Source organism: Terriglobus albidus (genome assembly GCF_008000815.1).
In the GTDB taxonomy this organism is placed as follows: Bacteria; Acidobacteriota; Terriglobia; order Terriglobales; family Acidobacteriaceae; genus Terriglobus; species Terriglobus albidus_A.
Window position 1 is genome coordinate 1,912,951 of the sequence record NZ_CP042806.1, and the last position, 22,914, is coordinate 1,935,864.

General features: G+C 55.2%; 22 protein-coding genes. 3 read left to right on the plus strand and 19 right to left on the minus strand.

The genetic code is table 11. The features are described from left to right. Positions 1 to 94: 94 nt before the first annotated feature. The 9 genes from FTW19_RS07675 to cpaB all read right to left on the minus strand — a co-directional run bounded on the left by FTW19_RS07675 (position 95) and on the right by cpaB (position 7,539). A complete protein-coding gene (locus tag FTW19_RS07675; RefSeq protein WP_147647073.1) occupies positions 95 to 817 on the minus strand; it encodes a class I SAM-dependent methyltransferase in 723 nt (240 codons plus the stop codon). A 16-nt stretch (positions 818 to 833) separates the two neighbouring features. Then, the gene (locus tag FTW19_RS07680) at positions 834 to 2,447 is read right to left on the minus strand and encodes a hypothetical protein (RefSeq protein ID WP_147647074.1); all 1,614 of its coding nucleotides are present in this window, start codon (positions 2,445 to 2,447) and stop codon (positions 834 to 836) included. Between the two features lie 2 nt (positions 2,448 to 2,449). Further along, complete coding sequence (locus tag FTW19_RS07685) at positions 2,450 to 3,511, minus strand: glycosyltransferase family 2 protein (RefSeq protein ID WP_147647075.1); 1,062 nt, start codon at positions 3,509 to 3,511, stop codon at positions 2,450 to 2,452. A 112-nt stretch (positions 3,512 to 3,623) separates the two neighbouring features. Then, positions 3,624 to 3,821, minus strand: coding sequence for a Flp family type IVb pilin (locus FTW19_RS07690; protein ID WP_147647076.1), 198 nt, complete (start codon positions 3,819 to 3,821; stop codon positions 3,624 to 3,626). 162 nt (positions 3,822 to 3,983) lie between these two features. Beyond that, on the minus strand, positions 3,984 to 4,181 hold the full coding sequence (locus FTW19_RS07695; RefSeq protein ID WP_147647077.1) for a Flp family type IVb pilin: 198 nt from the start codon (positions 4,179 to 4,181) through the stop codon (positions 3,984 to 3,986). A 67-nt stretch (positions 4,182 to 4,248) separates the two neighbouring features. Further along, positions 4,249 to 4,572 carry a hypothetical protein gene (locus FTW19_RS07700; RefSeq protein ID WP_147647078.1) on the minus strand — a complete coding sequence of 108 codons (324 nt, stop codon included), beginning with the start codon at positions 4,570 to 4,572 and terminating at the stop codon, positions 4,249 to 4,251. Between the two features lie 122 nt (positions 4,573 to 4,694). Then, positions 4,695 to 5,132 carry a DUF192 domain-containing protein gene (locus tag FTW19_RS26410; RefSeq protein WP_432445169.1) on the minus strand — a complete coding sequence of 146 codons (438 nt, stop codon included), beginning with the start codon at positions 5,130 to 5,132 and terminating at the stop codon, positions 4,695 to 4,697. A 2-nt stretch (positions 5,133 to 5,134) separates the two neighbouring features. Further along, positions 5,135 to 6,622: a type II and III secretion system protein family protein gene (locus FTW19_RS07710; RefSeq protein WP_147647080.1), complete on the minus strand. Its 1,488-nt coding sequence runs from the start codon at positions 6,620 to 6,622 to the stop codon at positions 5,135 to 5,137. Positions 6,623 to 6,684: 62 nt separating this feature from the next. Beyond that, positions 6,685 to 7,539, minus strand: a complete 855-nt coding sequence (gene cpaB / locus FTW19_RS07715) for a Flp pilus assembly protein CpaB (protein ID WP_147647081.1) — start codon at positions 7,537 to 7,539, stop codon at positions 6,685 to 6,687. A 255-nt stretch (positions 7,540 to 7,794) separates the two neighbouring features. On the opposite strand from cpaB, the gene FTW19_RS07720 reads away from it, so the two are divergent. After that, positions 7,795 to 9,189: a hypothetical protein gene (locus FTW19_RS07720; RefSeq protein WP_147647082.1), complete on the plus strand. Its 1,395-nt coding sequence runs from the start codon at positions 7,795 to 7,797 to the stop codon at positions 9,187 to 9,189. A 729-nt stretch (positions 9,190 to 9,918) separates the two neighbouring features. On the opposite strand, the gene FTW19_RS07730 is transcribed toward FTW19_RS07720, so the two are convergent. The 9 genes from FTW19_RS07730 to FTW19_RS07770 all read right to left on the minus strand — a co-directional run bounded on the left by FTW19_RS07730 (position 9,919) and on the right by FTW19_RS07770 (position 18,687). After that, positions 9,919 to 11,403, minus strand: coding sequence for a pilus assembly protein TadG-related protein (locus tag FTW19_RS07730; protein WP_147647083.1), 1,485 nt, complete (start codon positions 11,401 to 11,403; stop codon positions 9,919 to 9,921). A gap of 11 nt (positions 11,404 to 11,414) precedes the next feature. Then, a complete protein-coding gene (locus FTW19_RS07735; protein ID WP_147647084.1) occupies positions 11,415 to 11,876 on the minus strand; it encodes a TadE/TadG family type IV pilus assembly protein in 462 nt (153 codons plus the stop codon). Continuing rightward, entirely contained in the window at positions 11,873 to 12,736 is an 864-nt protein-coding gene (locus FTW19_RS07740; protein WP_147647085.1) for a TadE/TadG family type IV pilus assembly protein, read from the minus strand. Before FTW19_RS07740 ends, FTW19_RS07735 begins: the two co-directional genes overlap by 4 nt. Positions 12,737 to 12,770: 34 nt before the next feature. After that, entirely contained in the window at positions 12,771 to 13,193 is a 423-nt protein-coding gene (locus FTW19_RS07745; RefSeq protein ID WP_147647086.1) for a DUF192 domain-containing protein, read from the minus strand. 471 nt (positions 13,194 to 13,664) lie between these two features. Beyond that, positions 13,665 to 14,579, minus strand: coding sequence for a type II secretion system F family protein (locus FTW19_RS07750; protein WP_147647087.1), 915 nt, complete (start codon positions 14,577 to 14,579; stop codon positions 13,665 to 13,667). Between the two features lie 10 nt (positions 14,580 to 14,589). Beyond that, positions 14,590 to 15,558, minus strand: coding sequence for a type II secretion system F family protein (locus tag FTW19_RS07755; protein ID WP_147647088.1), 969 nt, complete (start codon positions 15,556 to 15,558; stop codon positions 14,590 to 14,592). A 10-nt stretch (positions 15,559 to 15,568) separates the two neighbouring features. After that, positions 15,569 to 16,849, minus strand: a complete 1,281-nt coding sequence (locus FTW19_RS07760) for a CpaF family protein (protein WP_147647089.1) — start codon at positions 16,847 to 16,849, stop codon at positions 15,569 to 15,571. Between the two features lie 32 nt (positions 16,850 to 16,881). Beyond that, positions 16,882 to 18,042 carry an AAA family ATPase gene (locus FTW19_RS07765; protein ID WP_246153633.1) on the minus strand — a complete coding sequence of 387 codons (1,161 nt, stop codon included), beginning with the start codon at positions 18,040 to 18,042 and terminating at the stop codon, positions 16,882 to 16,884. Positions 18,043 to 18,171: 129 nt separating this feature from the next. Continuing rightward, positions 18,172 to 18,687, minus strand: a complete 516-nt coding sequence (locus FTW19_RS07770; protein ID WP_147647091.1) for an A24 family peptidase — start codon at positions 18,685 to 18,687, stop codon at positions 18,172 to 18,174. A 392-nt stretch (positions 18,688 to 19,079) separates the two neighbouring features. On the opposite strand from FTW19_RS07770, the gene FTW19_RS07775 reads away from it, so the two are divergent. Both FTW19_RS07775 and FTW19_RS07780 read left to right on the plus strand, forming a co-directional pair. Beyond that, positions 19,080 to 20,480 (plus strand): sigma-54 dependent transcriptional regulator, encoded by a 1,401-nt coding sequence (locus FTW19_RS07775; RefSeq protein ID WP_147647092.1) that lies wholly within the window; start codon positions 19,080 to 19,082, stop codon positions 20,478 to 20,480. Further along, positions 20,477 to 21,973, plus strand: a complete 1,497-nt coding sequence (locus FTW19_RS07780) for a hypothetical protein (protein WP_147647093.1) — start codon at positions 20,477 to 20,479, stop codon at positions 21,971 to 21,973. The genes FTW19_RS07775 and FTW19_RS07780 overlap by 4 nt, the downstream gene beginning before the upstream one ends. A gap of 146 nt (positions 21,974 to 22,119) precedes the next feature. On the opposite strand, the gene FTW19_RS07785 is transcribed toward FTW19_RS07780, so the two are convergent. Further along, positions 22,120 to 22,791, minus strand: a complete 672-nt coding sequence (locus FTW19_RS07785; protein WP_147647094.1) for a TetR/AcrR family transcriptional regulator — start codon at positions 22,789 to 22,791, stop codon at positions 22,120 to 22,122. Positions 22,792 to 22,914 lie beyond the last annotated feature (123 nt).

Genomic DNA, 22,914 nt, shown 5'->3' on the forward strand with positions numbered 1-22,914 from the left:
GTCGTACAAATGCCAGAGAGATAGAGGCGCGCTCCGGCGAATAACGATATGCCATGCAACGTTGGTTGACGAAACTGGCGAAAGGGATGCGTGCTCACCCAAGTGAAGCCCGATAAGGCGATCGCGCCAGCAACGCATATTGACCGCCCAGCGGGACCTTTGCAAGCAAGCTCTCGAGAGAAGCCATACGAGAATAAAGGCGTTCCGGAAGATAGAGAAAATAGTCAGAAAAAAGTGGTGCAAAGCCACAGCCGCTCATCAGCGCTTTTGCGTCCCTCGCGGTAAGAAGTTCGGCGTCGACATCTACCGGGCATCGACTGACAATGGCTCGCGTGACCGGGTTCCAGGGATTGTGCTCGATAATGCAGGCCAGCCCCCCGGGTGACAGGACTCGCTTGATCTCATTCATCAACAGCTTTCTCGCTGCCTGCGGAACATGATGATACACACACACTGCCGTTACGAAGTCTGCTGAACCGGTATCAAACGGAAGCTCGATCTGCGATTGCTGTTGGCGCACCTCGAAGCGGGTGCTGGAATCAAGCATTGCGGCAGATGGATCGCAGCCGCCTGCCCATGCGAAATGGCTTCCCGCTAACTCGAGCAGCTCTCCTTTGCCGCACCCTACATCCAGCCATCGTAGCGAACTTGTATTCAGCCCAGCCCGATGCAGGAGATCCTGAATCAGGACCCATTTTCTCTGGTGGAAATAGTGTGTCCCATGGGCGAACCGGTTCCTGATGGGATCTTCCAGCAACGCATCGTACGATGCCGCATACAGATCGAACTCTGGAGATAGTTTTTCGTTTGCCGCCATGCTATTTCCTTTTCGTTCAGCGCTCTAACCGTTCCATAATCCGGAAGCCATCGACCACCTGTACAAGCCGGTAGTGCGATTTAAGATATGGCTCCACGATGAAATCACCTGGGGCTACCTGGGTCGACGAGGGAAAGACCACGGCGGCTACCTGCTCGATGTTCTTGTCCCAGACAACGTAACGAACCTTGCGCTCCTCCAGAATTCGCACTGTCTCCTGAAACTGAGACGGCGTGTTGTAGTTGTAAACGAGGATGCTATAGGGAGTAGGGTTGGTTGTAGCGTCCAGGAAGTAATACCTCGGGGCATACGGGTAGACGAAAATCTCTTCTCCGGGAGCAGCATACTTTTCCAGGGCGGCGAAAACGTCCATAGTTTTGAACGTCCGGATGGTCCCGGCGCGGGTCGTGACGGAGTGCGAGGCCAGAAGCAGGCAAAGAAGGTTGAAAATGGCAAGGCTTGCCGAACAGACCAAGAGGAGACGCCTCGCCGCGATTGCCAGTGGTGCTCGGTACTCGCCTAGAAAATGAACACCCAAAATCATCAATAGCGGCGATCCGAAGACGAGATGAGTGACATCCTTACGATGAATTTCACTCAGCCATAGCGCTGCTCCGGCAAGCCAGTAGAGCAGAATCTCATTCCTGGCCAGATTCCATCGAAACCGTGCGCCCAACGCCGCCAACAGGCCGGGGAGTGCTATGACAAATAACAAGGGCACAATCAGCACAGCCGCCATTGGGACTGTCCATCCGAAGCCCTTTACTTTGACAACCCAGTGATCCCAGAAATTTGACAAGATGTCGTGAGCGTAAGGTACGGCATTGACCGCGGAGTAATGCTGGGAGGGCCAGATGAAGTTGACATAGATCAGGGCTGACAGGGCTCCCTTGTGCCAGAAATAAAGTGCAACGGCCGCAAGCACGGTAAGGTAGCTCCCGGTGAGTAATGCCATGGCAGACAGGGATGCGGCGCGGCGGAGCTTCAGCACAAAAAGCCAGACCAGAAACGCGCAGAATAAGAGGAGCCCCTTCGGTTGAAGGAAACAGGTCGTGGCGCCGGCAAGACCACCGGCTGCGAGTAACAGACTTCTGTTACCCCTTTCCAGCCATAGGAGCGCGCAGACAACCGCGGCCAATGCAAAGAAGTTGCTATCTACATGATGGCTGATGGCCGGCCACAGGCCACCGAAGCAGGTCGCAGCCAGCACGATGCTGGGAGTAATGGGGGACGTTCTGCATATGCGGCGCGATAGGAAATACATGGCGAGCGCCGTTCCTATCGACGTAATGAATAGACATATGCGGCTTGCAAGAAAGGTCTCTCCGAACACCTTAAAGAAGCCTGCAAGCCAATAGAACGTCCCCGGCCCAATCACTTCGAAGAAGTCGCGCGCAAAGACCTGGCCGTGCGCGACCCTGATCGCCCCATAATCCAGTGTTCCTTCATCGGAGCCGACAAGGAAGAGGCGCATGAACGGCAAGATGTATAAGGAGCCCCAGAATGCAAAGAGGACGAGACTTTTAAGCTGCTTGCTGGAGAGCACCTCGACCGGCTTTACTGCAGGTGCGGATACCAGCTCGATATCCATACTGCAATCAACGAAGTCTCTGGAAGTGTCGACAGGCATTGTTATGCTCGCAGGCTTGTGAGTGAGTTCAGCGTTGTCTCTGCCTCGATGCTATGATCGGGTGCTTCATCGGCGCCGATCACAACCGCCTTTCGCGGCTGAGGTTTTTCCAGAAGCACCGCACGTGTAAGCCCATGCTGCGGCGAAGAGACGTTGCACGTGTCGTTCACGACATAGAGAGGCCGGCCTTTGGTCTCTTCATAGGTGCGGGCGACATAGTCTCCCACGGCGCCCAGGGCCAGTAGAAGCATCCCGGAGAACGTGCACTGCATGGCGACAACGGATGCCCATCCGGGGATAAGTGTCTTCGTCCAAAGCGCCAGGTACAGCACCCATAAGAGGTACAGAAAACCGGCTCCGCCAAGGAAGCTGCCCGCCGCGATGCTTATCCGCAACGGAAATGCAGAGAACGAAGAAATACCTGTCCATGCAAAACGAAGCATCTTGGCGAGTGGATACTTCGTTTCGCCTGCTACGCGGGCACAGCGCCGAAAGGGAAGCAAGGCTTCTTTCATTCCCAGCCATGCAATCATGCCGCGCATGTACCGGTGTTCTTCTCGAAGAGAGCGGATGGCATTGACCGCCCTGTGGCTGAAGAGTCGAAAATCTCCAACATCCTGAGTGAGTTGATGGCTGGAAATCCGCGAAAGGGTCCGATAGAACAGAGCCGCGGTCCACCGTTTGAACCTGGTCTCCGACTCGCGGGAGATCCTCTGTGGCGACACAACGTCATAGCCTTGCTCATACAGTGCAAGCATCTCTGGCAGCAGCTCCGGCGGATCCTGCAGGTCTACATCCATGACCACTACGGCGTCACCATCGGCGAAGTCGAGTCCCGCCGTGACGGCAGCCTGATGGCCGAAGTTACGAGTAAAACGGAGCACCTTTACACATGGATCGTTCGAGGCGAGTTCTCCAAGAATCTCCGATGTCGCATCGGTGCTTCCATCGTCTATGAAGATAACCTCCCAGATCCGGCCGTGCAGTGCGGCGCGAAGGCGCGGGAGGAACAACGGTATTGTTTCCGCTTCATTGAGTACTGGAACCACAACCGAAAGAAGCATGGCATTTCACCTAAGTGTTCTGCGTGAGCCCGTTGACCTGAGGCAGAAAGATACAGCAAACAGACCGTACTGCAAGAAAGGTGATGCATGGCCGAAAGACCTGGCCAGACAATCACCCAATGGCATTGGTAAGCGTCGTGCCGATGTTCTGGAACGCGGTGTTGATATTGGTCGCCAGGGTGTTCATTCCGGCCGTAGCGGCGAAGGCGATGAGTGCAACCACCAGCGCGTATTCGATAAGATCCTGGCCTTCGTCTCCCAGAAGGACGGCTCGAACCATGACAGCAAGTTTTCTAAATTCGAATTTCATTGTGATGTTTCTCCTCTGAATGGTTAGCTTCAAACGTTCGAGATTTGAGCGCTTTGGAATTGAGTAGGGAGAGCACGGAAGGGCCACCTTAAGCGCCTCCCCCCTCAGAATCCCGCAGTGAAAATCAAGTACAGCTAGCCCAGCGATATGCCCCGCCACAAATCAGCCGATGGCGTTAGTAAGCTTCGTGCCGATGTTCTGGAACGCGGTGTTGATATTACCCGCCAGGGTGTTCATTCCGGCCGTAGCGGCGAAGGCGATCAGTGCAACCACCAGCGCGTATTCGATAAGATCCTGGCCGTCCTCGTTGCTCAGAACGTCCTTTACCGTCAGGTACATCATCCACATTTTGTTCTTCATGGTGAATCCTCCACTCCCTTTGTTTTTTTGTTCCAGTCGATGACTGGTTGACTTCATATCTTGATATCTAGCAACTGAGATGCCATTCCTTGTCGGTTGCCATATGCCGATAAATAGCCAGGAAATTGCGTGAAGCCGACTCCAGCGGCGCAATTAGGCAGGATATTGAAGCAGAATAATGCCGCTCTGGCGTTCTAAGTGTGCAAGCATTTGTCATTTCTTTGCTGATATCTACGACGGCATTTATCGTAAGTAGTGTTGTCGCTGCCGAGGCATTCATCTGCTCAATGAAATGCCACAAAGAGCAATAAATACGGGCTGTTGATGGCTTAAATGGAAACAACAATGCCAGATTCGCATTGTTGCCCGTCGTGATGATGTTATGAGTCATGTTGGAGGCCTTTAAGTAGTTTCCCTGTTACTCGGTACCTCGGAATGGGGTGCAGTGGCGTTTTCATTGCGGAAAACGCCCATAAATGCGGAAGCCTGCTCTACACCTGCAGGGAGAATGCTTTAGTCGTTCTTGTGGAGCGCCAAGGGTAACTCAAGCCGATCGCCGCGGCGCGTTCCGCTGCTGCAAACGGAGCCGGCTTCTAATTCCAGTACGGAGTGAGCGAGAAGACATAATGAAATCCTCCAGGGAGGCACGCTATGTCTTATTTTTCTTACTCGCTTATCACGGCTCAGATAGACAAGATCGATCGCGAACTGCATTCTGAAGGTGTGAATCCCCGCGCAGGGAACGATCCATAGGCCTCCTCCTTGTGCGAGTTTCTTTTGTCCAAGCAACCCTTTTCTGCGGGTTTTGCTTGTATCTGCTACGTCAATGCATCGGGCTAACTCGGTGCCGCGTGTTATATTTTTGACGATTAAATGGATCTCGGGCCTCTCCGCGTGTGAAGCGAAAATGCCCGAGATCCATTTGAGAAGAGCCATGGCGCTATGTTCCATCTTTATTGCTGTGGACTAGCTTGTTGTTGTGGATTGTCTGTTTCCCCGTTGTTCGTGAAGTTATACACGGCTACGGGAGTCATACTTTCCGTTTGCAACGTACGCCCTGGCTTCATGCTCTCAACCAGTTTCTCAACAGAAATCGTTGCTGGAGGAGGTATTGTTCCTGCGGGAGCGCTCGGGTTTTCCATGAGGGTGCCGGAGAGCGAAGGCAGGAATTTATCGGGGAATTTGATCTCCGGCCTGGGTGCTCCAGCCGGAATTGGATTCACGATTTCGGGAGTTATAATAACTACTAACTCCGTATTTGACTTAGTAACTGACATGGATTGGAAGAGCTTGCCGAGGACCGGGACATCGCCGATGAAAGGAATCTTCGACAGGTTCTTGGTTTCGCGATTATCGAGCAGTCCGCCAATTGCAAAACTCTGACCCTGGCCGAGCTCAACTTCGGTTTTGACCTTGCGCGTGCTGATTGCCGGAACATTGAAGCCGGATAACCTTACTCCGTTTGCGAAGTCGAGAGAACTGACCTCGGGTGCAACCTGAAGCCGGATTGTCCCACGAGGTGTAATGGTTGGGATGAAGTCCAGACGGACGCCAAACTCCTTGAACTGGATCGTCACTGCGCCGGTGCCGCTTCCAGTAACGCCCTGGACAACGGGGAACGGGAACTGGCCGCCGGCCAGAAAGCTTCCTTGTTTTCCATTGCTCGTCAGGACATTGGGTTCCGCCAGGACCTGCAATACACCAGTTGTCTGCATCGCCTGGAGTGTTGCGCCGAGATTCAAATCGGGCCGGAAGATGAAGATGTTCATCAGATCCGACAGGGCTATTCTCGACCCTGAACCGTCCTGACTGTTCTCGAGCGTTGGCGGTGCGAACTGCTGCGTCGTGACGGTACCAATACTGTTGGTGGCGCCCGTGCTGAAGACGTTCAGGCCAAGCTGTTGACCGCGGTTTCTGTCGACACTGGCGAAACGCACCTTCAACAGAATCTGCGGTTCGCCTGCAGGGACGTTGACATACAGCAGGTTGACTACCTTGCCGGCGGTAGCTGCGATCTGGACGGCCCGCTTGGAGCTGTCGAGATCCTTCACTGTGCCGCGAAGGAAGATAGAGCCTCCCTCGGCGCTGACGCGTACAGCCTGGCCGGGAAACTCGGTCCTGAGTTCACGGCGTATGGCTTCCAACTTGTCACCGGCGTCGGCACGGCCGCCGTAGACCTTCACGTTGAAGAACTGCCGGGCTCCTCCGGCCTGCCAGACAATGAGTGTGGTCTCTCCAGGGGCTTTACCGTTGATCATGACCTCGGAAGGGCTTACAGCGGTAGCCTCGGCGATGTCAGAGGAACCGACAGCGATCCGCGACACCGAGCGAAGACTATCAACCAGGACGGACTTGCCAACGGCGACTACCAGATCATTTGCAGAATCCTGCGTTGAGGCTCCGGGAGCAGCCATGGGGGTTCCGCTCGTCTGTGCATACATGGGCTTTCCGGCACAGACGGCACAAGACAGAAAAGATAGGCAAGCGATAATGAATGTGTCTCTCACTTTTTGACCTCATCTGAGACAAATTTTTCTTCCGTACGTTTTGATCCATTGAAGACCTGAACGAGATAGATCTGTGGGGCCGCTGCACGAACCACGCGAGGTGCTGATACTGTTCGCGGCTTCGGCGGTACGGGGCTGTTCTTATCGGCGAAGAGGTTCGCCATTACAGTGCCCGGAGGTTGAGCGATCTGGTTGTCGAGAGGGTTTCTCAGAACTAACTGGATGTGAGTCTGGTTACTTGCCAGACTGAGATCTTCTGCCTGCTCCGGAGTCACCAACAGATTGACGACCTGTACCGGCTTCGGCTTTCCTTCCTGATCTTTCTGGATGTCCGTGCCTGCTGACAGAACCTGGATATTCTGCAGCAGCGTCTTTACCTTCGGCCCGTCGACCGGATTTGGTGTCCCCGGCGGGTTTCCTGAGATCAAAACGTCGACGCGCATTCCAGGTGTTACGAAGCCGGCAACGCCGACGACGTCATCCACCTTGACGGCGCATGCGCGCATACCGGGGCTGATGGTTGCAGCCAGTCCACCACCTGAGCCCGATGCGGCCAGGCGGCTATCGACTACAGGCTCGTTCTGGTAGAGGTTGGAGACTACTCCTCTTCCGACTGCGTCCTTGAGATTGAGAATTGCTCCCTTGGGTGCGGGCGAGGCAATTTCAGAGTAAGTTACGTCGACGTCGCGAAGCACGCTGCCCAGCTTGATATCGGTGGTTGCTACAACGACGCGCGTCATATTCGAGTGCGACGCCAAAACGCGTTTCCCAACCAGGCGAGATACAAGCAAGCTGCAGATAGCCGCGACGATGAATGCACTGAAGAGAATGACTACCACTCTTTTATTCATTGGCTGAACCTATCCGAAGGCAGATAGAGTCGCTTGCCTTCGGTACCCAACGTCGCAATTGCTGTGCCAAAAAAGTCAGGGCTTGTCTGCCTGAAAGGCGGCGAAAGTGTGACCATCTGTATACCAATGGCAAAGGTGGTGTCCTCGCGTAGATACAGGGCGTTCGTTTTAGGTGACTTCAACGCGGACTGGGTTGGTCTGGGAATTGCACTTGTTTGACACATTGCAGTTGTCCAAATCGCGGAGCCAACCATCATGAGGCCGAGTACGCTTACGACGCTTTTTTCTGAACAGCCTTCTTCCAGCACTCCTCCATCTGCCGCCGTGATCTCGCTTCTGCTGCACGGTATTGGATTTGCCATTCTATTGACGGCTTCGCGGCACATGCTGCGGCTTCCCGCGCACGTTGTTGCTGAACGCTACACCGTTCGGCTTCTGAAGAATGCCCGGGTCGACGAATTTCGGAGACTGACAATCAGCGGCAGCGAGATGCAAACGGCTACACACGGTGGAGATCGCAATCTGGTGGCAGGCGGTGCGGCACCGGTGATGTCGGCTCCAGTTCAGGTCGCGCAGCCGTCACAGTCTCAAATGCTCCTACAGCCCGATGCGCCGCCCCGTCTCGTTGTGAAAGAGCCTGTGCCTGTTCCACTCGTTCGGTTGTGGTCTGCGGCGGAGATGCCGAACCGGATTCTTGTCGCTCCACCTCCACAGGAAGTTACTGTGGTGGCAACACGGCCCGCGCTGATCAAGCCGAATCGGGAGCCGAATCTGGCCGACGTCAGCATGACGATGACACCTTTTCCTGTCCAGGCTCCGATCTTTCCTGCAGGCACGACGTCTCCGATCATTGTGCGGAGCGCTGAACCGGCGCCCCAGCAGATTCCGATGACTGCTTCTACTCAGATGGAGCAGCCAACGCCTGCACAGGTAATCTCGTTGTCGGCCCTGCAGAGCGATGGGCCAGTGGCTATTCCCCTGGTGAATCAAGCCGTGGTGGCGAACTCTACTGATGGGCTTACACCTGGTCGCCCTGATAAAGCCACGGCCAACGGTAGTGGCGATGTTACCGGAAATCAGAATGCTAAAGGAGCGGGGGCCTCAGGCACGCCGACGATGGCGCAGTCGGGCACCGCAGATCAGAATGGTGCGGTGGCTGGTTCGGGAGTGGATAGCAAGCCGGCAGTGACTCACATCACGCAGCCGAAAGATGGCAAGTTCGGTGTCATCGTTGTTGGATCACCTTTGGCGGAGCGTTATCCGGAGATCGAAGGGGTATGGCACGATCGCGTAGTGTACACGGCGTATCTGCGTGTCGGTGCGAGCAAGAGCTGGATCCTGCAATACGCTCTTCCGCAGGAGGGAGACACAGTAGTCAACAGCACCTCACGGCCGGACGCACCCTGGCCCTACGATATGCTGCGGCCTCATCTCGCTTCTACTGACTATGACGCAGACGCGATTCTTATTCACGGGTTCGTTAACATGGCTGGCCGATTCGAAAAGCTGGCACTTGTTTTCCCCGCGGGATTCCAACAGGCGAAGTTCCTGCTGGATGCGCTGCAACAGTGGCAGTTCCGGCCGGCGCTGCAGGATGGACATGTTTCGATGGTCGAAGTCCTGCTGATCATTCCCGAAGAGGCAGAGTAGTTCGGGTTGCTACGAACTGCGCTCGAGCAGTTGTACGATGGCGGGGGGAATGCGGGTTCTTCGCTATGCTTAGGATTACAAGCCATAAAATATTCCTGTCATCCTGAGCGTAGCGAAGGACCCGCTTCACCTTTGCAGAATCTCTTACCCTTCAAAACCCTTTTCCACCACCAGTTCCTGATACCGCGGAACAGGGAGCCGCACGAACAAACTGGGATATGAATTTTCCCCAAATTTGGTTGTTTTGCTTGATCAGAGCGACTTTTTTTGCGCGCAGCCATCCGTTAACCTGCTTCTCGCGGCGGATCGCCATCCGGATATCAGTGAAGTGTTCAAATGGCGATGTGCCTCAACGCGACGGCGCAATTAATTCGTAACCCCGGTATAAAGCGTTCTAGACCGACTCACGAGGATATAGACGTAGTAGTGATGCTCTTCTTTCGGCACGATCTGCGGTCTCAGGCTTGCAGCGCCTCAGCATAACATCCTGCAAAGGTGAAGCAGGTCCTTCGCTTCGGCTGCGCCTACACTCAGGATGACAAACCATAAATGATCGGTTGTCACGAAACATATGAGTTGCTATCCCGAGCCGCAGTGAAGGAGTTGCTTTCCAAAAATCTCGCCGCGGAATGCCTTCATGATTCCTTAGAAACAGCACACTAGCAAAGCCAGGGCGTATCGACTGATTTGTCGATACGCCCTGGTTTGCGGTCAGATGCAGCTTCCAGCCTATTGCACCAGTGCGACCTCATTGACGTTTAAAATTGCAAGGGAGCTGAGGTTCATCGTGATGGCGCCATTGCCACCCAGTTGCAGCGCTCCAACGATGATCTCTCCTTGCACTAGGGTGCCACTTCCGGACCCGCCCTGTAGATTGAGCTGCTGGAACTGAGTTGGGGTGCTCAGCATCGTGGCGCGGGCATTAGTGAGATAGATGGTTCCTCTCAGCGTCATGGCTCCGCCGCCACCCAGGTTATGTGTAGTCGCGGCAGCTGTGCGGTCCTGGAAGAACAGAATGCCTTTATAGGCCGAGTCGGATGGCGAACCGATAAGGTTGATGGTGCCATTGGCTCCAAGGTTGAAGTTGCCGCCTCCCGTGTTGTAGACCATGATGCCGCCTCCGGTAGGCGTTCCGTCCCAACCTGTATTCGTGCCAAGGGATCCATCAGTAAATCCTGTAGCCATGTACATGTCACAATTTGCCGAGCAGTCCATACCACCGCTCTGGATGTAGTAGATTCCCGGCTTCATCACGGGAGTTTTATTCTTTCCATCAAGTCCGGTCGGGTAGATGCCAGGCGAAAAGAGATAGCAGGTTTTACCGGGAGATACCGGGCACCCGCTGGTGCCAGGCGTAAGTGCTGTCGGAAGTGGTGCGGTTGGGAGAGTCGCCAGAGTCGGTGGGTCGACACCGGCAAGAGGGTCCTGCATCCAGGAATCGGGTTCCACATAGTGTCCCGTGGTTCCATAACTTACGCTGGGAGATGTGCTCGGCCCTCCAGTCACACCAAGGTCGGCGCCCGTTCCCGTAGTGCAGTTTCCTCCCGTGTCGTTCGGGCCGGCATGGGAGAGGTCGATGCTGGAATTGCCTCCGGTGGCGGCTGCCGATGCAGAGGTGGAGTTGACCTGGATGCTACGGCTGGGACCTCCGCAGATCTTGATCGTAGGCGTGCCTTGCAGAGACAGAGAGCTCGCCATCGTTGGATGTGTCACAAGGATGGGAACCGGAGCGACGACACTGACGATGGCCGCTGTGGCCGTGGCGCTCACGGTTGTTGCCGTCTGACCAATGAGGGCGATCAGGAACGTATTCACGTTTCGGCTCACCGTGGCGCGAACAACGTTCACGGGATAGCCTGTCGCCAGGTTTACCCCCGGTGCGCCGGCGCTGCCAGGAAAGTCGATGGTTACTGTATCGCTGGCAGAACCGCCAAAGCTATTATTGCGCGCATAAACGCAAGGTGTTTTAGCGTCGCTTGTGCCGCATGTAAATGATCCTGATGTAGAAAATGCGGCCGTACCCGAGGTATTGGTGCTGTTGAAGACACTCATCATACCCGCAGTAGCGGCTGCATCTGCTGCCGTCTGCGCCATCTGTCGTTGCGAATACAGATGCGATCCATCTATACCCAGACCAATGGCGCCGATCAAAAAGATGCTCATTGCAAGCGCGACAATAATTACCGCCTGTCCATCTTCCTCTTTAAATCGCATAACGTAACTCCTCAGAAGGTAATAATTCCCTCGCTGGTGCTCCCCATTGTTGTATTCAGAATTGTGCTGAAGTACGGAATGAGTGGGTCATAGGGATAACTCACCGTAACCGTCACAGCCTTGCCTGCTGCATTGCTACCGTTGGGGTAGCCCACCGTGACTGTCAGTCTGGTGGTGTCGACCAGGCCGGCGCTGGCAAAGTTCGTGACGACGGTTGTGATCTGTGTGCATGTGCATGGGCTTCCCGGCCCGCTCGGCCCGTCAACGCCAGATCCTGTCCGATCTCCGCCGTGAACGATGGCATATCGTGCGCCGGCTCGAGCCGCATTCGCCACGGTGGTGTATACAAGCACCATCCTTCCCATCTCCACGACACCCGCCAACACGATGATGAACATGAAGGCGACCAGGCAGAATTCGATGAGGGTGCTCCCCTCATCTTTTTGCAAACGCCGGATAGCTTGAATTCTCATTGGATCGTCCTCATGACGGCCCGGCGACTGATCGTCGTCGGAGGCAGCGTCGCGTAGATGTTAAGAGAAGGGAACTGGAACGCGGAGATAAATGGAACGTAGGTATAGGTCACATCAATGCTGGTCAGCACATAACTCGCCGCCTCGGGATCCGAGGGGGGCGCTGTGCAGGATCCAGTAATCGTTCCATTTCTATTGGTGCAGACGCTTACGCTCAGACTTGCCGCATTAGGGAGCGAGGAAGCATCCTGCTGAATGAGTGTGGTGATCTGAGTCGTAGAAGGTACGCCAGGTGCTCCCACGGAAGCTCCGCCAAGGATGGCATAATCGGCGCCGGCGCGAGCGGCATTCGCGACCGTAATCCATGCGAAGAAGAAGCCGCCGAAATTAACCAGGTTGACGATGAGCAGGAAGACCAGGGGCAGGATCAGGGCATACTCGATCAATGCCTGCCCGCGGTTCTCCTGGAGACGCTTCAGAAAGTGGCGGAAGGTTTTTCTGTCCGCACCCCCGGGAAGAGCCTCTCTGGTAAGATCACGCGGGTTCTTTTCCGGCAGTACAAGAGCGAAGGAGACTCCACTTTCGTCTGAGCCCACTACCTGCCCCTTGACCGCAATCACGCGGTCAGGATCTGTTGCGGGAATGTCCTCTCTCTGCAACGACAGCATAACCAGCGTGCCGGGGTACCAGCGCTGATCGGTCACGAGGTAGAGCTTGTCGGAGCTGATCTCCCGTACCTTATGCGCCATGGGGGCACCTCCGTCCCAGTAGTGAGCCACCAACGGCACATCGTCCTGCCGCTCTGCCCTCCGTGTTTCTCGAAATGTTGGCCATACCAGCCACTCCAAAATCGCTCTCATATGCTGTCCATTCTCAGTGAGGTTTTTCTTTAGCTCACTCCCTACGAGCGCTGCGATGCGCTTCTTCTTTCACTGGGGCCAGGTGTTCTCTCATCTCCTCGGCAACACAGATCAACATCTGATCCCCGATCTGGGTATTCGTGGAATAGATCGTGTGAGTCGGCAGTTCCAGGACGCTTCCGGCCTGAGTCTTTATTGGTCCAATGCGAAAAGATGGGATGGATTCAACAAGGTGAATGACCCGGTTTTGTTCATCCAGATAGATCAGGTCGAGCGGGAAAAATAACCCCAGGGTATGAACGCCTTGAGAAGGCACCACCCATATTCCCTCGTCGGCCCGGAGTCTCAGTCTCCCGATCAATCCCTTCAGGCGCATCAAGATGGTGTCCGCCGCCTTCACGTTCAGGCTAAGGAAACTCTCCCGCGTTAGGTTATAAACGCAATACGTCTTTTCCATCTCGCTTCAATGCCTCGCAGGCGAAGTGCCACACATAGCCTTCGCACGCGAGTCTCCAATCTTTCCGTTTGCGAATTAAAGGTTCATGTTTTCCAACTCAAACAGGGTGGCCGAACACCTTTCTTTCCTCAGGGCCATACATGCAGCGGACAACTCGATACGACAACGAGATGTTGTACTGCAGCGTCCTCGCGTGCATGACCTCAGGAAGAGAGCGACGGCCCTTCTGCCAGATGCCGGTTTCTAGAGCATTTTTCCTGTTGCTGGGTATCCCGGTAGAGGGGTGCAGCGGCGTTTTCATTGCGGAAAACGCCCATAGATGTGCAAGCCCTACACGACACCTACAGGAAAAAGCTCTAGTGGACCCGGGTGCGGCGGCGATAGATGAGAAACATCAGCACCACGACGAAAAGCACACCAGATACGATTCGAATAAGCGTTACGTTGTCCATGGGAAGTCTCCTTGTTCTTTCAGTGGTTGAGGTATTTATCGAAGGACTCTGCCATGATGATGGCGGCAGGCCCCAGGGTGACGAGAAACAGTGAGGGGAAGATAAACAAGACCAACGGAAAAACGAGCTTCACCGTAGTCTTGGCTGCTTGCTCCTCTACTTTTTGGCGGCGCTGGGTTCTCAGCGTGTCAGAATGTACGCGCAGCGTCTTGGCGACACTCGTACCCAACTGCTCGGACTGTACAAGTACCGAAACGAGGTTCCGTACGCTGTCGACTGCTGTGCGCTCTGCAAATTGTTTCCAGGCGTCTGAGCGGGCGCGGCCGGCGCGCTGCTCCAGAACCACGATGCCCAACTCGTCGCAGATTGCTGGGTGAGCAAGGCGCAGCTCTTCGCTGGTGCGGGCCGTCGCCTGATCCATGCTCAGTCCTGCTTCGATGCAGATGGTCAGCAGGTCAAGCACATCCGGAAGCCCCTGCCTGATCTGCGTCTGACGGTTTGTGACCTTGCGTCCGAGCCAGAAGTCCGGTAGCAGGAATCCCAGTCCTAAAGCGATTGCATAGACAAAGAACTCATTGCCGCGCGCCAGCCCGCTGGCAAACGCAAGTGCACCCAATGTGAGAGGAACCAGCACTTTTGCGCCATAGAACAGGCTCAATGCTGAATCTTCGCGAAGGCCTGCTCGTATGAGACGCTGCTGGATAACAGAGACCTCCGCCTGGCTTTTCGGAAGAACGCGTTCGAGATGCCCCACCATGCCACCGAGCGAAGAACCCGTCAGTTGAATGGTGCGCAGAAGAGCATGCTCTTCCTTCGCGTGGGGATTCACGACCTCCCCGATTCGCTGGAGCATGGCTTCGCGGTAGAACAGCAGAAGGCCACCACTGACAATCAAGACAAAGATGATGAAAAATGTAACCGCAGCAAATAACATAACGCACCCTTCAAACCTTCATGTTGACGATCTTGCGAATAATCAAAGCGCCACTGACAGTCATGAACGCCGATAGATACAGAAGCTTGATACCGATGGCATGTGTCCACAGGGTGCTCATGGTCTTCGGATTGATCAGATAGAGCGCAATGCCCAGGACGATTGGGAGGAAAGAAAGAATCCATCCTGTCAGACGCCCCTGCGCTGTATGCACCCGGATCTGCCGTTTCAGGCGGAATCTCTCCCGGATCACGTGAGCAGCTTTTTCGAGCACTTCGGCGAGGTTGCCGCCACTTTCCTTCTGGATCAGAATTGCCGTGACGACAATACGCAGATCCTGGAGAGGCACGCGTTTCACCAGATTCTCCATCGCCGTTCTCAGCTCAAGTCCGTAGTTTTGTTCGTCGAAGCAGATCTTGAACTCGCCGCTGATCGGTTCAGGAGATTCGTGCGCGACAAGCCGCAATGTGGTTACCAGGCTGTGCCCAGCACGCAGGCCGCTTACCATCAGGTCCAACGCTTCCGGCAGCTCCTGTTCCATCTGATTGAAGCGGCTGGAGCGCTTGTAGAGGACGAAGGCCAGCGGCGCCAGAGCAAAGAGAACGCCGAGCAAGAGGGAAAAGATGAGGACACCCGTCCGCCAGTACAGCAGATACGCCGGAAAGACAAAGCAGGCGGCGGACATCAGTAGCAGAGCGCCTACCGTCCATTTCAATCCAGATTGGTAAAGCAACGTACGAAGCTGAGGGGCCAATTCAAGCTGCAGCAGCCAGCGATTGATCCAGGGAACAGCGCTGAAGAGTTCTTTCTTGCGGATGTCGACGACCGAATCCGCCTCCGACCGTCCAGTGGCCAGGGCAGCATACAGGTTCGCTCGTGCGCGTTCTGCCTGCTGCGACGCGCCGGCTCCGCCGGCTGTCAGCAGCAGCGCGCACGTGGCGAATACGCCGAAGAATACCAATACCAGAATCAGCCCCATATTCGCCTCCTTAGTTGACTTCCATCTTCTGTTCGAACAGCGCCGGCGACAGGAAAATGCCTGAGATGCGCAGCCGCTCAACAAACTTGGGACGGATCCCGCTCGGTTCAAAGACTCCAATCACCTTGCCGTCCGGGCCAACGCCCTTTCTCTTGAAGGTGAAGATGTCCTGCATACTGATCGTGTTCTCTTCCATGCCTGTGATCTCGGAGATGCTCATGACTTTGCGGGTGCCGTCGCTCATGCGGGAGACCTGTACGACAATCGCAATCGCCGATACCATCTGCTGGCGGACACTCTTCTCCGGAAGATTGAGGTTGCTCATTGCAACCATGGACTCAAGCCTGGTGAGAGCGTCTCTCGGTGTGTTGGCGTGAATGGTGGTCATCGATCCCTCGTGACCGGTATTCATTGCCTGGAGCATGTCGAAAGCCTCTTCACCACGGACCTCGCCGATGATGATGCGGTCGGGGCGCATACGCAGACTGTTGATCAGCAGTTGGCGCTGACGTACGGCGCCATTACCTTCTACGTTCGGCGGCCGCGTCTCCATGCGCACGATGTTCTCAAGGCCAAGGCGCAATTCAGCGGCATCCTCAATCGTCACAATGCGTTCGGTCTTCGGAACGTACTGCGACAGAATGTTCAGGAAGGTTGTTTTGCCGGCGCCTGTTCCGCCCGAGATAAGGATGCTGATGCGCGCCCGCACCGCGGCCGTGAGAAGCTCCATCATCTCCGGGGAGATGCTCTTCAGCTCCACCAGTTGATTGGCAGCCAATGGACCAGTGCCAAAGCGGCGGATGGACAAGGCCGGACCATCGAGCGCGAGCGGGGGAATGATGGCATTCACGCGGGAGCCGTCAGGCAGACGGGCGTCGACCATCGGAGAGGACTCGTCGACTCTGCGTCCGACCCTGGAGACGATCCGGTCGATGATCTGCAGCAGATGACGGTCGTCCCGAAACGCCGTATCAACGCGCTGCAACATGCCGCCGCGCTCGATAAAGACGTGGTTCTTGTCATTGACAAGAATGTCGGAGATGCTTGAGTCCGCAAGCAGAGGCTCCAATGGACCCAGACCGAAGACTTCATCCAGCAGCTCCGCTTCGATCTTTGCCTCTTCCGCGAGACTTAGCGGTACGGATTGCCGAGAGATGATCTCATTCACCATTCCGGCTACAGCCTGTCTCGCCTGGCTGTTGTTGACGCGTGACAGCTTCTCCAGGTCAAGCTTGGAAATCAGCGTCCGGTGTATCTCGGCTTTGAAATTGTCAAAATTTACTCGATCCATACTGGCTTCATCCTTTTGAATTCTTATCTCTGTTATCCGAACAAGCTGAACCGCTTTTTCTTTTCGGTCTTCTCTGCTGTGCCATGGGTTTCTCGCACCATCTCCCGGATCACTCGGGAAACCGGCGAGTCCTTGAGCACCAGCGGAACTGCTGTATTCTGCGCACTCCGGGCAGATGCCTCGTCATTTGGAATCTTCCAACGAGCGGGCATCGTGAGCGCCTTCGTGATGTTTTCTTCATCGATCACCAGGGAGCGCGGGGTATACCGGTTCAGCACCACCTGGACCTTGGTTCCCGACTTCGATAGAAGCTCCGAGACAATCCGGTTGGCATTACGCAGATCGGGGATACCAACCTGCGTTACCAGATACACGCCCGCTCCGTCGTCAACGAGTGCATGACCGGTAGCTCCCAGATGGGATCCCGCATCAACCACAACGTAGTCGAAGTTCTGCCGCGCAACCAACAACAATTGCTCGACTGCCTTACTCGACGGGTCGATCTCGATGTATTTGTCTGAAGCGGCCAGAACGGACAGGCCTGACTTATGTTTCGTCAAGAGTCTCGAGAGAAAATTAGAGTCCAGGCGATGAGCTTCTTCCAGCGCATCCGCCGTTGAATACTGGGGAGCAATTCCGAGCTGAAGCGCGACATCGCCGAGAGGGAGAGTCAGGTCGATCAGCAAGACGCTCTGGTTGCTCTCCGCGCATTCCTGCGCCAGGGCTACCGCAAAGTTACAGGCGACAGTGGTGACGCCCGATCCGCCCTTCGCCCCAATGAAGACCATCGCCTTACCGGCGGTCTTGCTTACCGATCGAGAAGCCGAGCTTCGCGCCGTAGCGCGGACCAGAGCCTCTGCGATCACCGTTGAGGAAATGGGTGGTGTCAGGAACTCGCGGGCTCCGGCACGCATGCAGCGAACCAGCATCTCCGGTTGGACCAGGGAAGAGTAGACCATGACGGTGGAGGCGCCGTTCGCACAGATTGCCTCCACCAGTTCCAGTGCATACTCCGGATCACTGTCCAGTTCAACAATGACAACGTCGTAGTCGCTACCTAACGGGGATGACTTATCGCCAAGATCAGGATAGAAGCAAAATTCGTGTGTCGTGTATCCCCAAAGCCCCGTGAGTGCATCTGCGACGAGCTGACGTTGTAACAGTTGGGGAAAAATGAGTGCAACAGATGTCACATTTCCTCCAAGCGCAGTGGAAGTATTGGCTGAATCTGTCATTGCTCGGTGGCCGTTTCTCGCTGCCAGCAATGTTCCCGACGATTGAGGTGAAGTTTGCATATTCATGGCCTATAAGGTTGCGTTACGTTACCTGGCAAAAAACGAGATGAGTGTCCCGATGGCAATTGCCGGAGCGTACGGCATCTTTCGCGTCAGTGGGTTGTTGAGCACCAGATCTGGGTGTGGCGTAAGTCCACGCTTTCTGAAGCCGAAGATAAGATCTCCTGTGCCCTGGAACATCTCGACTGCAAATCCTCCAGCGACTGCCAGGGCGACAGCGATGATTCCGCCCGCGATTCCGGTCATTACAAGAGCAACCAGCATCTGCGACGGTCCAACCCATGCACCGATTGCACCGCAGAGCTTGACGTCACCCATCCCCATGCCGCCCATCAGGCAAAGTAGGCCGAACAGTGCGGCGCCAACGGCCAGGCCGGCAGTGCTCTGCATAAGACCGTTGAGGCCATGCTGCAGGCCGGAGACAACAAATCCGGTGATAAGGAATGGAAACACCAGCCAGTTCGGGATACGCCGGCTGCGAAGGTCAGTGACAGTTGCCACCGCGACTACGATCAATGTTGGCCACCAGGCAGCGGAATGCATATGAGCTAACTCCCAAGGGAGAAATCAATGAAAATCACTGGACCCAGTTGCAATTGCCGATCCAAAATTTTGGGGCTGATTTAGCTCAAAGTGTTTACGGCTGTATACAGTTGCGTTTCAGGGTGGGTCCGGGACAATACACCAGGGAGGGCACAGGGAGAAGGGTGACGAATGCGGACTGAATCAATCCTTCTTGTTGCGCAAAGCCGTATCTGAATCCCGATCTGGGAAGCAGCACACCGGTAACTTACTTAAGTTGCAGTCGATTTATCTCGACGAATCCGGAAAGTGTGGCTCAGAATACAAACCAACATCAGTGCACTGGAAGTGCTAACGAAACGGCGGACGATGCCCGGATTGAGAAGCTCGCACGAGATAGAGGCACCAGAAACATGATTCGAATTGGACTGTTTTCAAATGATCAGACACTGCCCTCACTTCTCTCATCTGCACTTGGCAAGGAATTCGATGTCATCCAGGTCTCCATCAAAGACGAGAATCCGAGGTATCCGGGAAAGCCTCGTTATGAAGTGATCCTTCTGGATCTGGACTCGCTGCCGGACTCCCTGACCTTCTTTCAGAAGATGATCGCGTCGAAGATACCTGTCCTGATTCTCTCGAGCGATGGCCTGCGCTCCACCGCCATCGACCTTGTCCGGCAGGGAGCTTATGGCTATTGCCGCAGACCGCCATCGATTCGCGAACTGAAGACGATGCTGGTTCGCGCCCACGAGGGCTCCGCGCTACGCCGGGAATTGTCAGATAGACAGCATAGTGAAGAGACTGAGAGCCGGAGCCCTATTTTAGGGGGCAGTCCGCAGATTCAGCGTGTTCATGAACTGATACGGAGGGTGTGCAATATTAATGCATCCGTCCTTATCACTGGCGAAAGCGGCACGGGGAAAGAGCTGATCGCAAGCGGCATCCATAACCTCGGTTCCCGGGCAGACCAGCCATTCATTGCGGTTTCCTGTGGCGCCATCCCGGAGAACCTTATCGATACAGAGCTCTTCGGTTACGAAAACGACTCCTTTACGGGGACGACGGAATCATCAGTCGGCTATCTGGAGCTGGCGGGCGAAGGGACTCTCTTTCTGGATGAGATCGGGGAGCTTAGCCCTGCTACCCAGGTAAAGCTCCTGCGGGTTCTTCAGCAACGTGAGTTCAGCCGCCAGGGCAGTACGGAACCTATTCCCCTGAAGGCCCGGCTCATCTTTGCGACTCATCAGAATCTTAGCGACATGGTGGCACGCGGTGCGTTTCGTCAGGATCTCTATTACCGCATGAATGTTATTCGGATAGATGCTCCCCCGCTACGCGAGCATTCGGACGATATTCCGCAGATCGCAGAGCATCTCTTGAGAAAGTACTCGAAGAGCTTCCGCAGCCCGGTTATCAGGATCGAGGATGATGCGATGTCGATGCTGCAGGCCTATTCCTGGCCTGGAAACGTCCGTGAGCTGGAAAATGTGATCCAGCAGGCGCTGATCGTTGCGAATGGGGAAAGTATCCACCTGGAAGATCTGGCTTCCAACATCCTGGAGGAAACTCTTGTCCATATGGACGACGACTATCATCCGGGGGGATCCTTCGAGCGGCAGCTTCGAGACTACAAAGTCAAGCTGGCGACGTCCGCCCTTCGTGAAAGCAACGGTAATAAGACGCTGGCGGCGCGCAGCCTGAATATCTCCAGGGCCTATCTTCATCGGCTGCTTCGGATTGGAGAGCCAGATGAACTTATTAATACGGAGATTTCCGCTGAAAGGGAGTCGCCTGAAGCGGGCATGGCATGAGCGAAGGGACGGCCGTCGCTACGCAGATTGAGGCCGCAAAGGTCTCCTATTTGCGGCGGGTGTTCTCCTTTCCTGTCATGTTGGCAAGCCTTCTGGTTGTTCTGGCCGTACTGACCGTAAGGGGCCGCTTCGACGACCCCGATATGTGGTGGCATCTAAAGATGGGGAATGTTATTTGGGAGACCCATAGCATTCCACATACGGATCTCTTCTCCTACACGACAGCCCACCATGCTTATATTCCCCACGAATGGCTCTCGGAGCTTTCGATTTACGGGGCGTACCGATGGGGAGGCTACCCAGGCCTGATGGTCTGGCTGTGCTTCTTCACCTCAGCTTTACTTGTCTCCGGCTACTGTTTGTGCTGGCTTTACTCGAAGAATGCCAAAATAGCCTTTCTTGGGCCGCTGATAATCTGGCTGTTCTCCACGATAGGCGTCGCAATTCGGCCGCAGATCGTTGGCTACTTATTCCTGGTTTTTGAACTATTACTCCTCCATGCCGGGCAAACCCGCAATCCGCGCTGGTTTTTTGCGCTGCCCCCGCTCTTTGCCATTTGGGTGAACGCCCATGGGTCTTTCTTTCTGGGTCTTCTGGTCGCAGCGCTGGTGCTAGCCAGTTCGTTTGTTGATTTCCAGGCAGGCCTGCTGACCTGCCGGCGTTGGGAGGCGAGCAGGCGTGGAGCACTCGCATTCGCGGTAGCTCTTTCGATCGCGGCGCTCTTCCTGAATCCAATTGGTCTGAGCCAGATACTGTATCCCGTTGACACGCTGCTTCATCAGCACATTGGTCTCAGTCAGGTCGAGGAGTGGCAGGCGCTGCAATTTTCCGAGGGCCGCGACTTTGCATTCCTGGGGATCATTGCTCTTATCCTTTTGCTTCCGGCTATCCGCCGGACAGAGCTGTGGTGCCAGGAACTGCTGTTATTAGCCCTCGGAGCATGGCTGGCCGCCAGCCATCATCGCATGCTCTTTGTCTTCGGTATCCTGACCGCTCCCATACTGTCGCGTTTACTGGCGACCGCGTGGGACAACTACGACGCGGCACATGACCTCCCGGGGGCCAACGCAATCCTGATAGCGGTTTCCGTGCTTTTCGTCTTTTGGATGTTTCCATCGCAACGAAATCTGGAAAACCAGGTAGAGGGAAAAAGCCCGGTAAAGGCCGTAGAGTTCATCAGGAGCCATCACCTCCCAGGCCCGATGCTGAATGAGTACGTTTATGGCGGCTACCTCATTTGGGCGTCGCCTGGGAATCCCGTCTTTGTGGACGGCCGGTCCGATGTTTTTGAGGCCACTGGCGTTCTAGCTGAATTCGCCGAGTGGTCCATGCTTCAGGACGATCCGAACCAGCTTCTGGCAAAGTATCGAATCAATTTCTGTCTCATGGCGCGGAACTCGCCGATGGTACCGGTACTTGCTCTCATGCGGTGGAAGACCGTCTATTCCGACGACATCTCCGTCGTCCTCGTTCGTGATGAACAAGACCACTAACGTAAAGCCGCAAACCCATATGACCCGGTAAGCCAGAGGAATGCAGGGTGTAACCCCGTACTGCCGGACATCGCCAATGGCGCTGCAGCCTATTGCACATAGTTGACAGAGCGACAAGGAAATCAGGCACAGCGAAGACTTCTACGTCACCTGCGGCGCTGTGCCGAGCTCGCAATACCGGTTGCCCCCAGGCCTTTTGGTGGTAGGCCGGAGATCTCTTTGAGAGTCGGCATCACCAGGGAACGAAATAACCCGTCGACTGCCTTCGGAGGGAGCGGACACTTATTTTCGACCCACCAGTTGAGAACCAGGATGAAGGTTGAATCGATATACCGAACCAGAAGATCCAACGGTATCTGGTCCGCCTTTCGGTTCGCATGAAAATGCTTTTCAACATCTTCGGTGATCAGCACCGCTAAGGCGTTTTGAAGGTGTCCGTGCAGAACAGCCCGCCCCTTTGGTCCGAGCTTGAGTTCGCCGATATGCCGAAGCCGATCGAGATGCTCGAAGATCGGAAGACTGAACCAGAGAAGTCTTTCATGCTGGCTATCGCCGGATGCCGGGCGTGATGAACGGACAGTCCCCAGTATGTCGTGAAAGGTGTGGACCAGAAGCTCGTCCTTATCGCGGAAATGCATGTAGAAAGCGGACCGGCCAACATTGGCGCGGTCGAGTATTTCCTTGATGACGATGGAGTCATAGTCCCGCTCGTGGATCAGGGAGTGAAGCGCGTCGCGGAGAGACCTCTGGGTCCTGGTAACCCGCCGGTCTGTTTTTCTGACATCCGGAGCTGGAGTTTTGCGGTTCTGCGGAGACATGGCTTCCTTTCTACGAAACAAAACGAACAAAGGTATCTTGTTGTCCGCTAACGCACAGTGCGATCCTCGCTGTTCTTCCGTGCGAACCAGGTTCAGTCTAGGCTCGATTTCGAACAGACGTCC

Excerpts from the sequence above, each read along its gene's own strand:
- FTW19_RS07780 (WP_147647093.1), top strand. The coding sequence starts at position 20,477 with ATGAGCGAAGGGACGGCCGTCGCTACGCAGATTGAGGCCGCAAAGGTC.
- FTW19_RS07695 (WP_147647077.1), bottom strand. The coding sequence starts at position 4,181 with ATGAAGAACAAAATGTGGATGATGTACCTGACGGTAAAGGACGTTCTG.
- FTW19_RS07750 (WP_147647087.1), bottom strand. The coding sequence starts at position 14,579 with ATGTTATTTGCTGCGGTTACATTTTTCATCATCTTTGTCTTGATTGTC.
- FTW19_RS07770 (WP_147647091.1), bottom strand. The coding sequence starts at position 18,687 with ATGCATTCCGCTGCCTGGTGGCCAACATTGATCGTAGTCGCGGTGGCA.
- FTW19_RS07745 (WP_147647086.1), bottom strand. The coding sequence starts at position 13,193 with ATGGAAAAGACGTATTGCGTTTATAACCTAACGCGGGAGAGTTTCCTT.
- FTW19_RS07755 (WP_147647088.1), bottom strand. The coding sequence starts at position 15,558 with ATGGGGCTGATTCTGGTATTGGTATTCTTCGGCGTATTCGCCACGTGC.
- FTW19_RS07720 (WP_147647082.1), top strand. The coding sequence starts at position 7,795 with ATGAGGCCGAGTACGCTTACGACGCTTTTTTCTGAACAGCCTTCTTCC.
- FTW19_RS07680 (WP_147647074.1), bottom strand. The coding sequence starts at position 2,447 with ATGCCTGTCGACACTTCCAGAGACTTCGTTGATTGCAGTATGGATATC.
- FTW19_RS07675 (WP_147647073.1), bottom strand. The coding sequence starts at position 817 with ATGGCGGCAAACGAAAAACTATCTCCAGAGTTCGATCTGTATGCGGCA.
- FTW19_RS07700 (WP_147647078.1), bottom strand. The coding sequence starts at position 4,572 with ATGACTCATAACATCATCACGACGGGCAACAATGCGAATCTGGCATTG.
- FTW19_RS07690 (WP_147647076.1), bottom strand. The coding sequence starts at position 3,821 with ATGAAATTCGAATTTAGAAAACTTGCTGTCATGGTTCGAGCCGTCCTT.
- cpaB (WP_147647081.1), bottom strand. The coding sequence starts at position 7,539 with ATGAATAAAAGAGTGGTAGTCATTCTCTTCAGTGCATTCATCGTCGCG.
- FTW19_RS07760 (WP_147647089.1), bottom strand. The coding sequence starts at position 16,849 with ATGGATCGAGTAAATTTTGACAATTTCAAAGCCGAGATACACCGGACG.
- FTW19_RS07685 (WP_147647075.1), bottom strand. The coding sequence starts at position 3,511 with ATGCTTCTTTCGGTTGTGGTTCCAGTACTCAATGAAGCGGAAACAATA.
- FTW19_RS07785 (WP_147647094.1), bottom strand. The coding sequence starts at position 22,791 with ATGTCTCCGCAGAACCGCAAAACTCCAGCTCCGGATGTCAGAAAAACA.
- FTW19_RS26410 (WP_432445169.1), bottom strand. The coding sequence starts at position 5,132 with ATGGAACATAGCGCCATGGCTCTTCTCAAATGGATCTCGGGCATTTTC.
- FTW19_RS07775 (WP_147647092.1), top strand. The coding sequence starts at position 19,080 with ATGATTCGAATTGGACTGTTTTCAAATGATCAGACACTGCCCTCACTT.
- FTW19_RS07735 (WP_147647084.1), bottom strand. The coding sequence starts at position 11,876 with ATGAGAATTCAAGCTATCCGGCGTTTGCAAAAAGATGAGGGGAGCACC.
- FTW19_RS07730 (WP_147647083.1), bottom strand. The coding sequence starts at position 11,403 with ATGCGATTTAAAGAGGAAGATGGACAGGCGGTAATTATTGTCGCGCTT.
- FTW19_RS07710 (WP_147647080.1), bottom strand. The coding sequence starts at position 6,622 with ATGTATGCACAGACGAGCGGAACCCCCATGGCTGCTCCCGGAGCCTCA.
- FTW19_RS07740 (WP_147647085.1), bottom strand. The coding sequence starts at position 12,736 with ATGAGAGCGATTTTGGAGTGGCTGGTATGGCCAACATTTCGAGAAACA.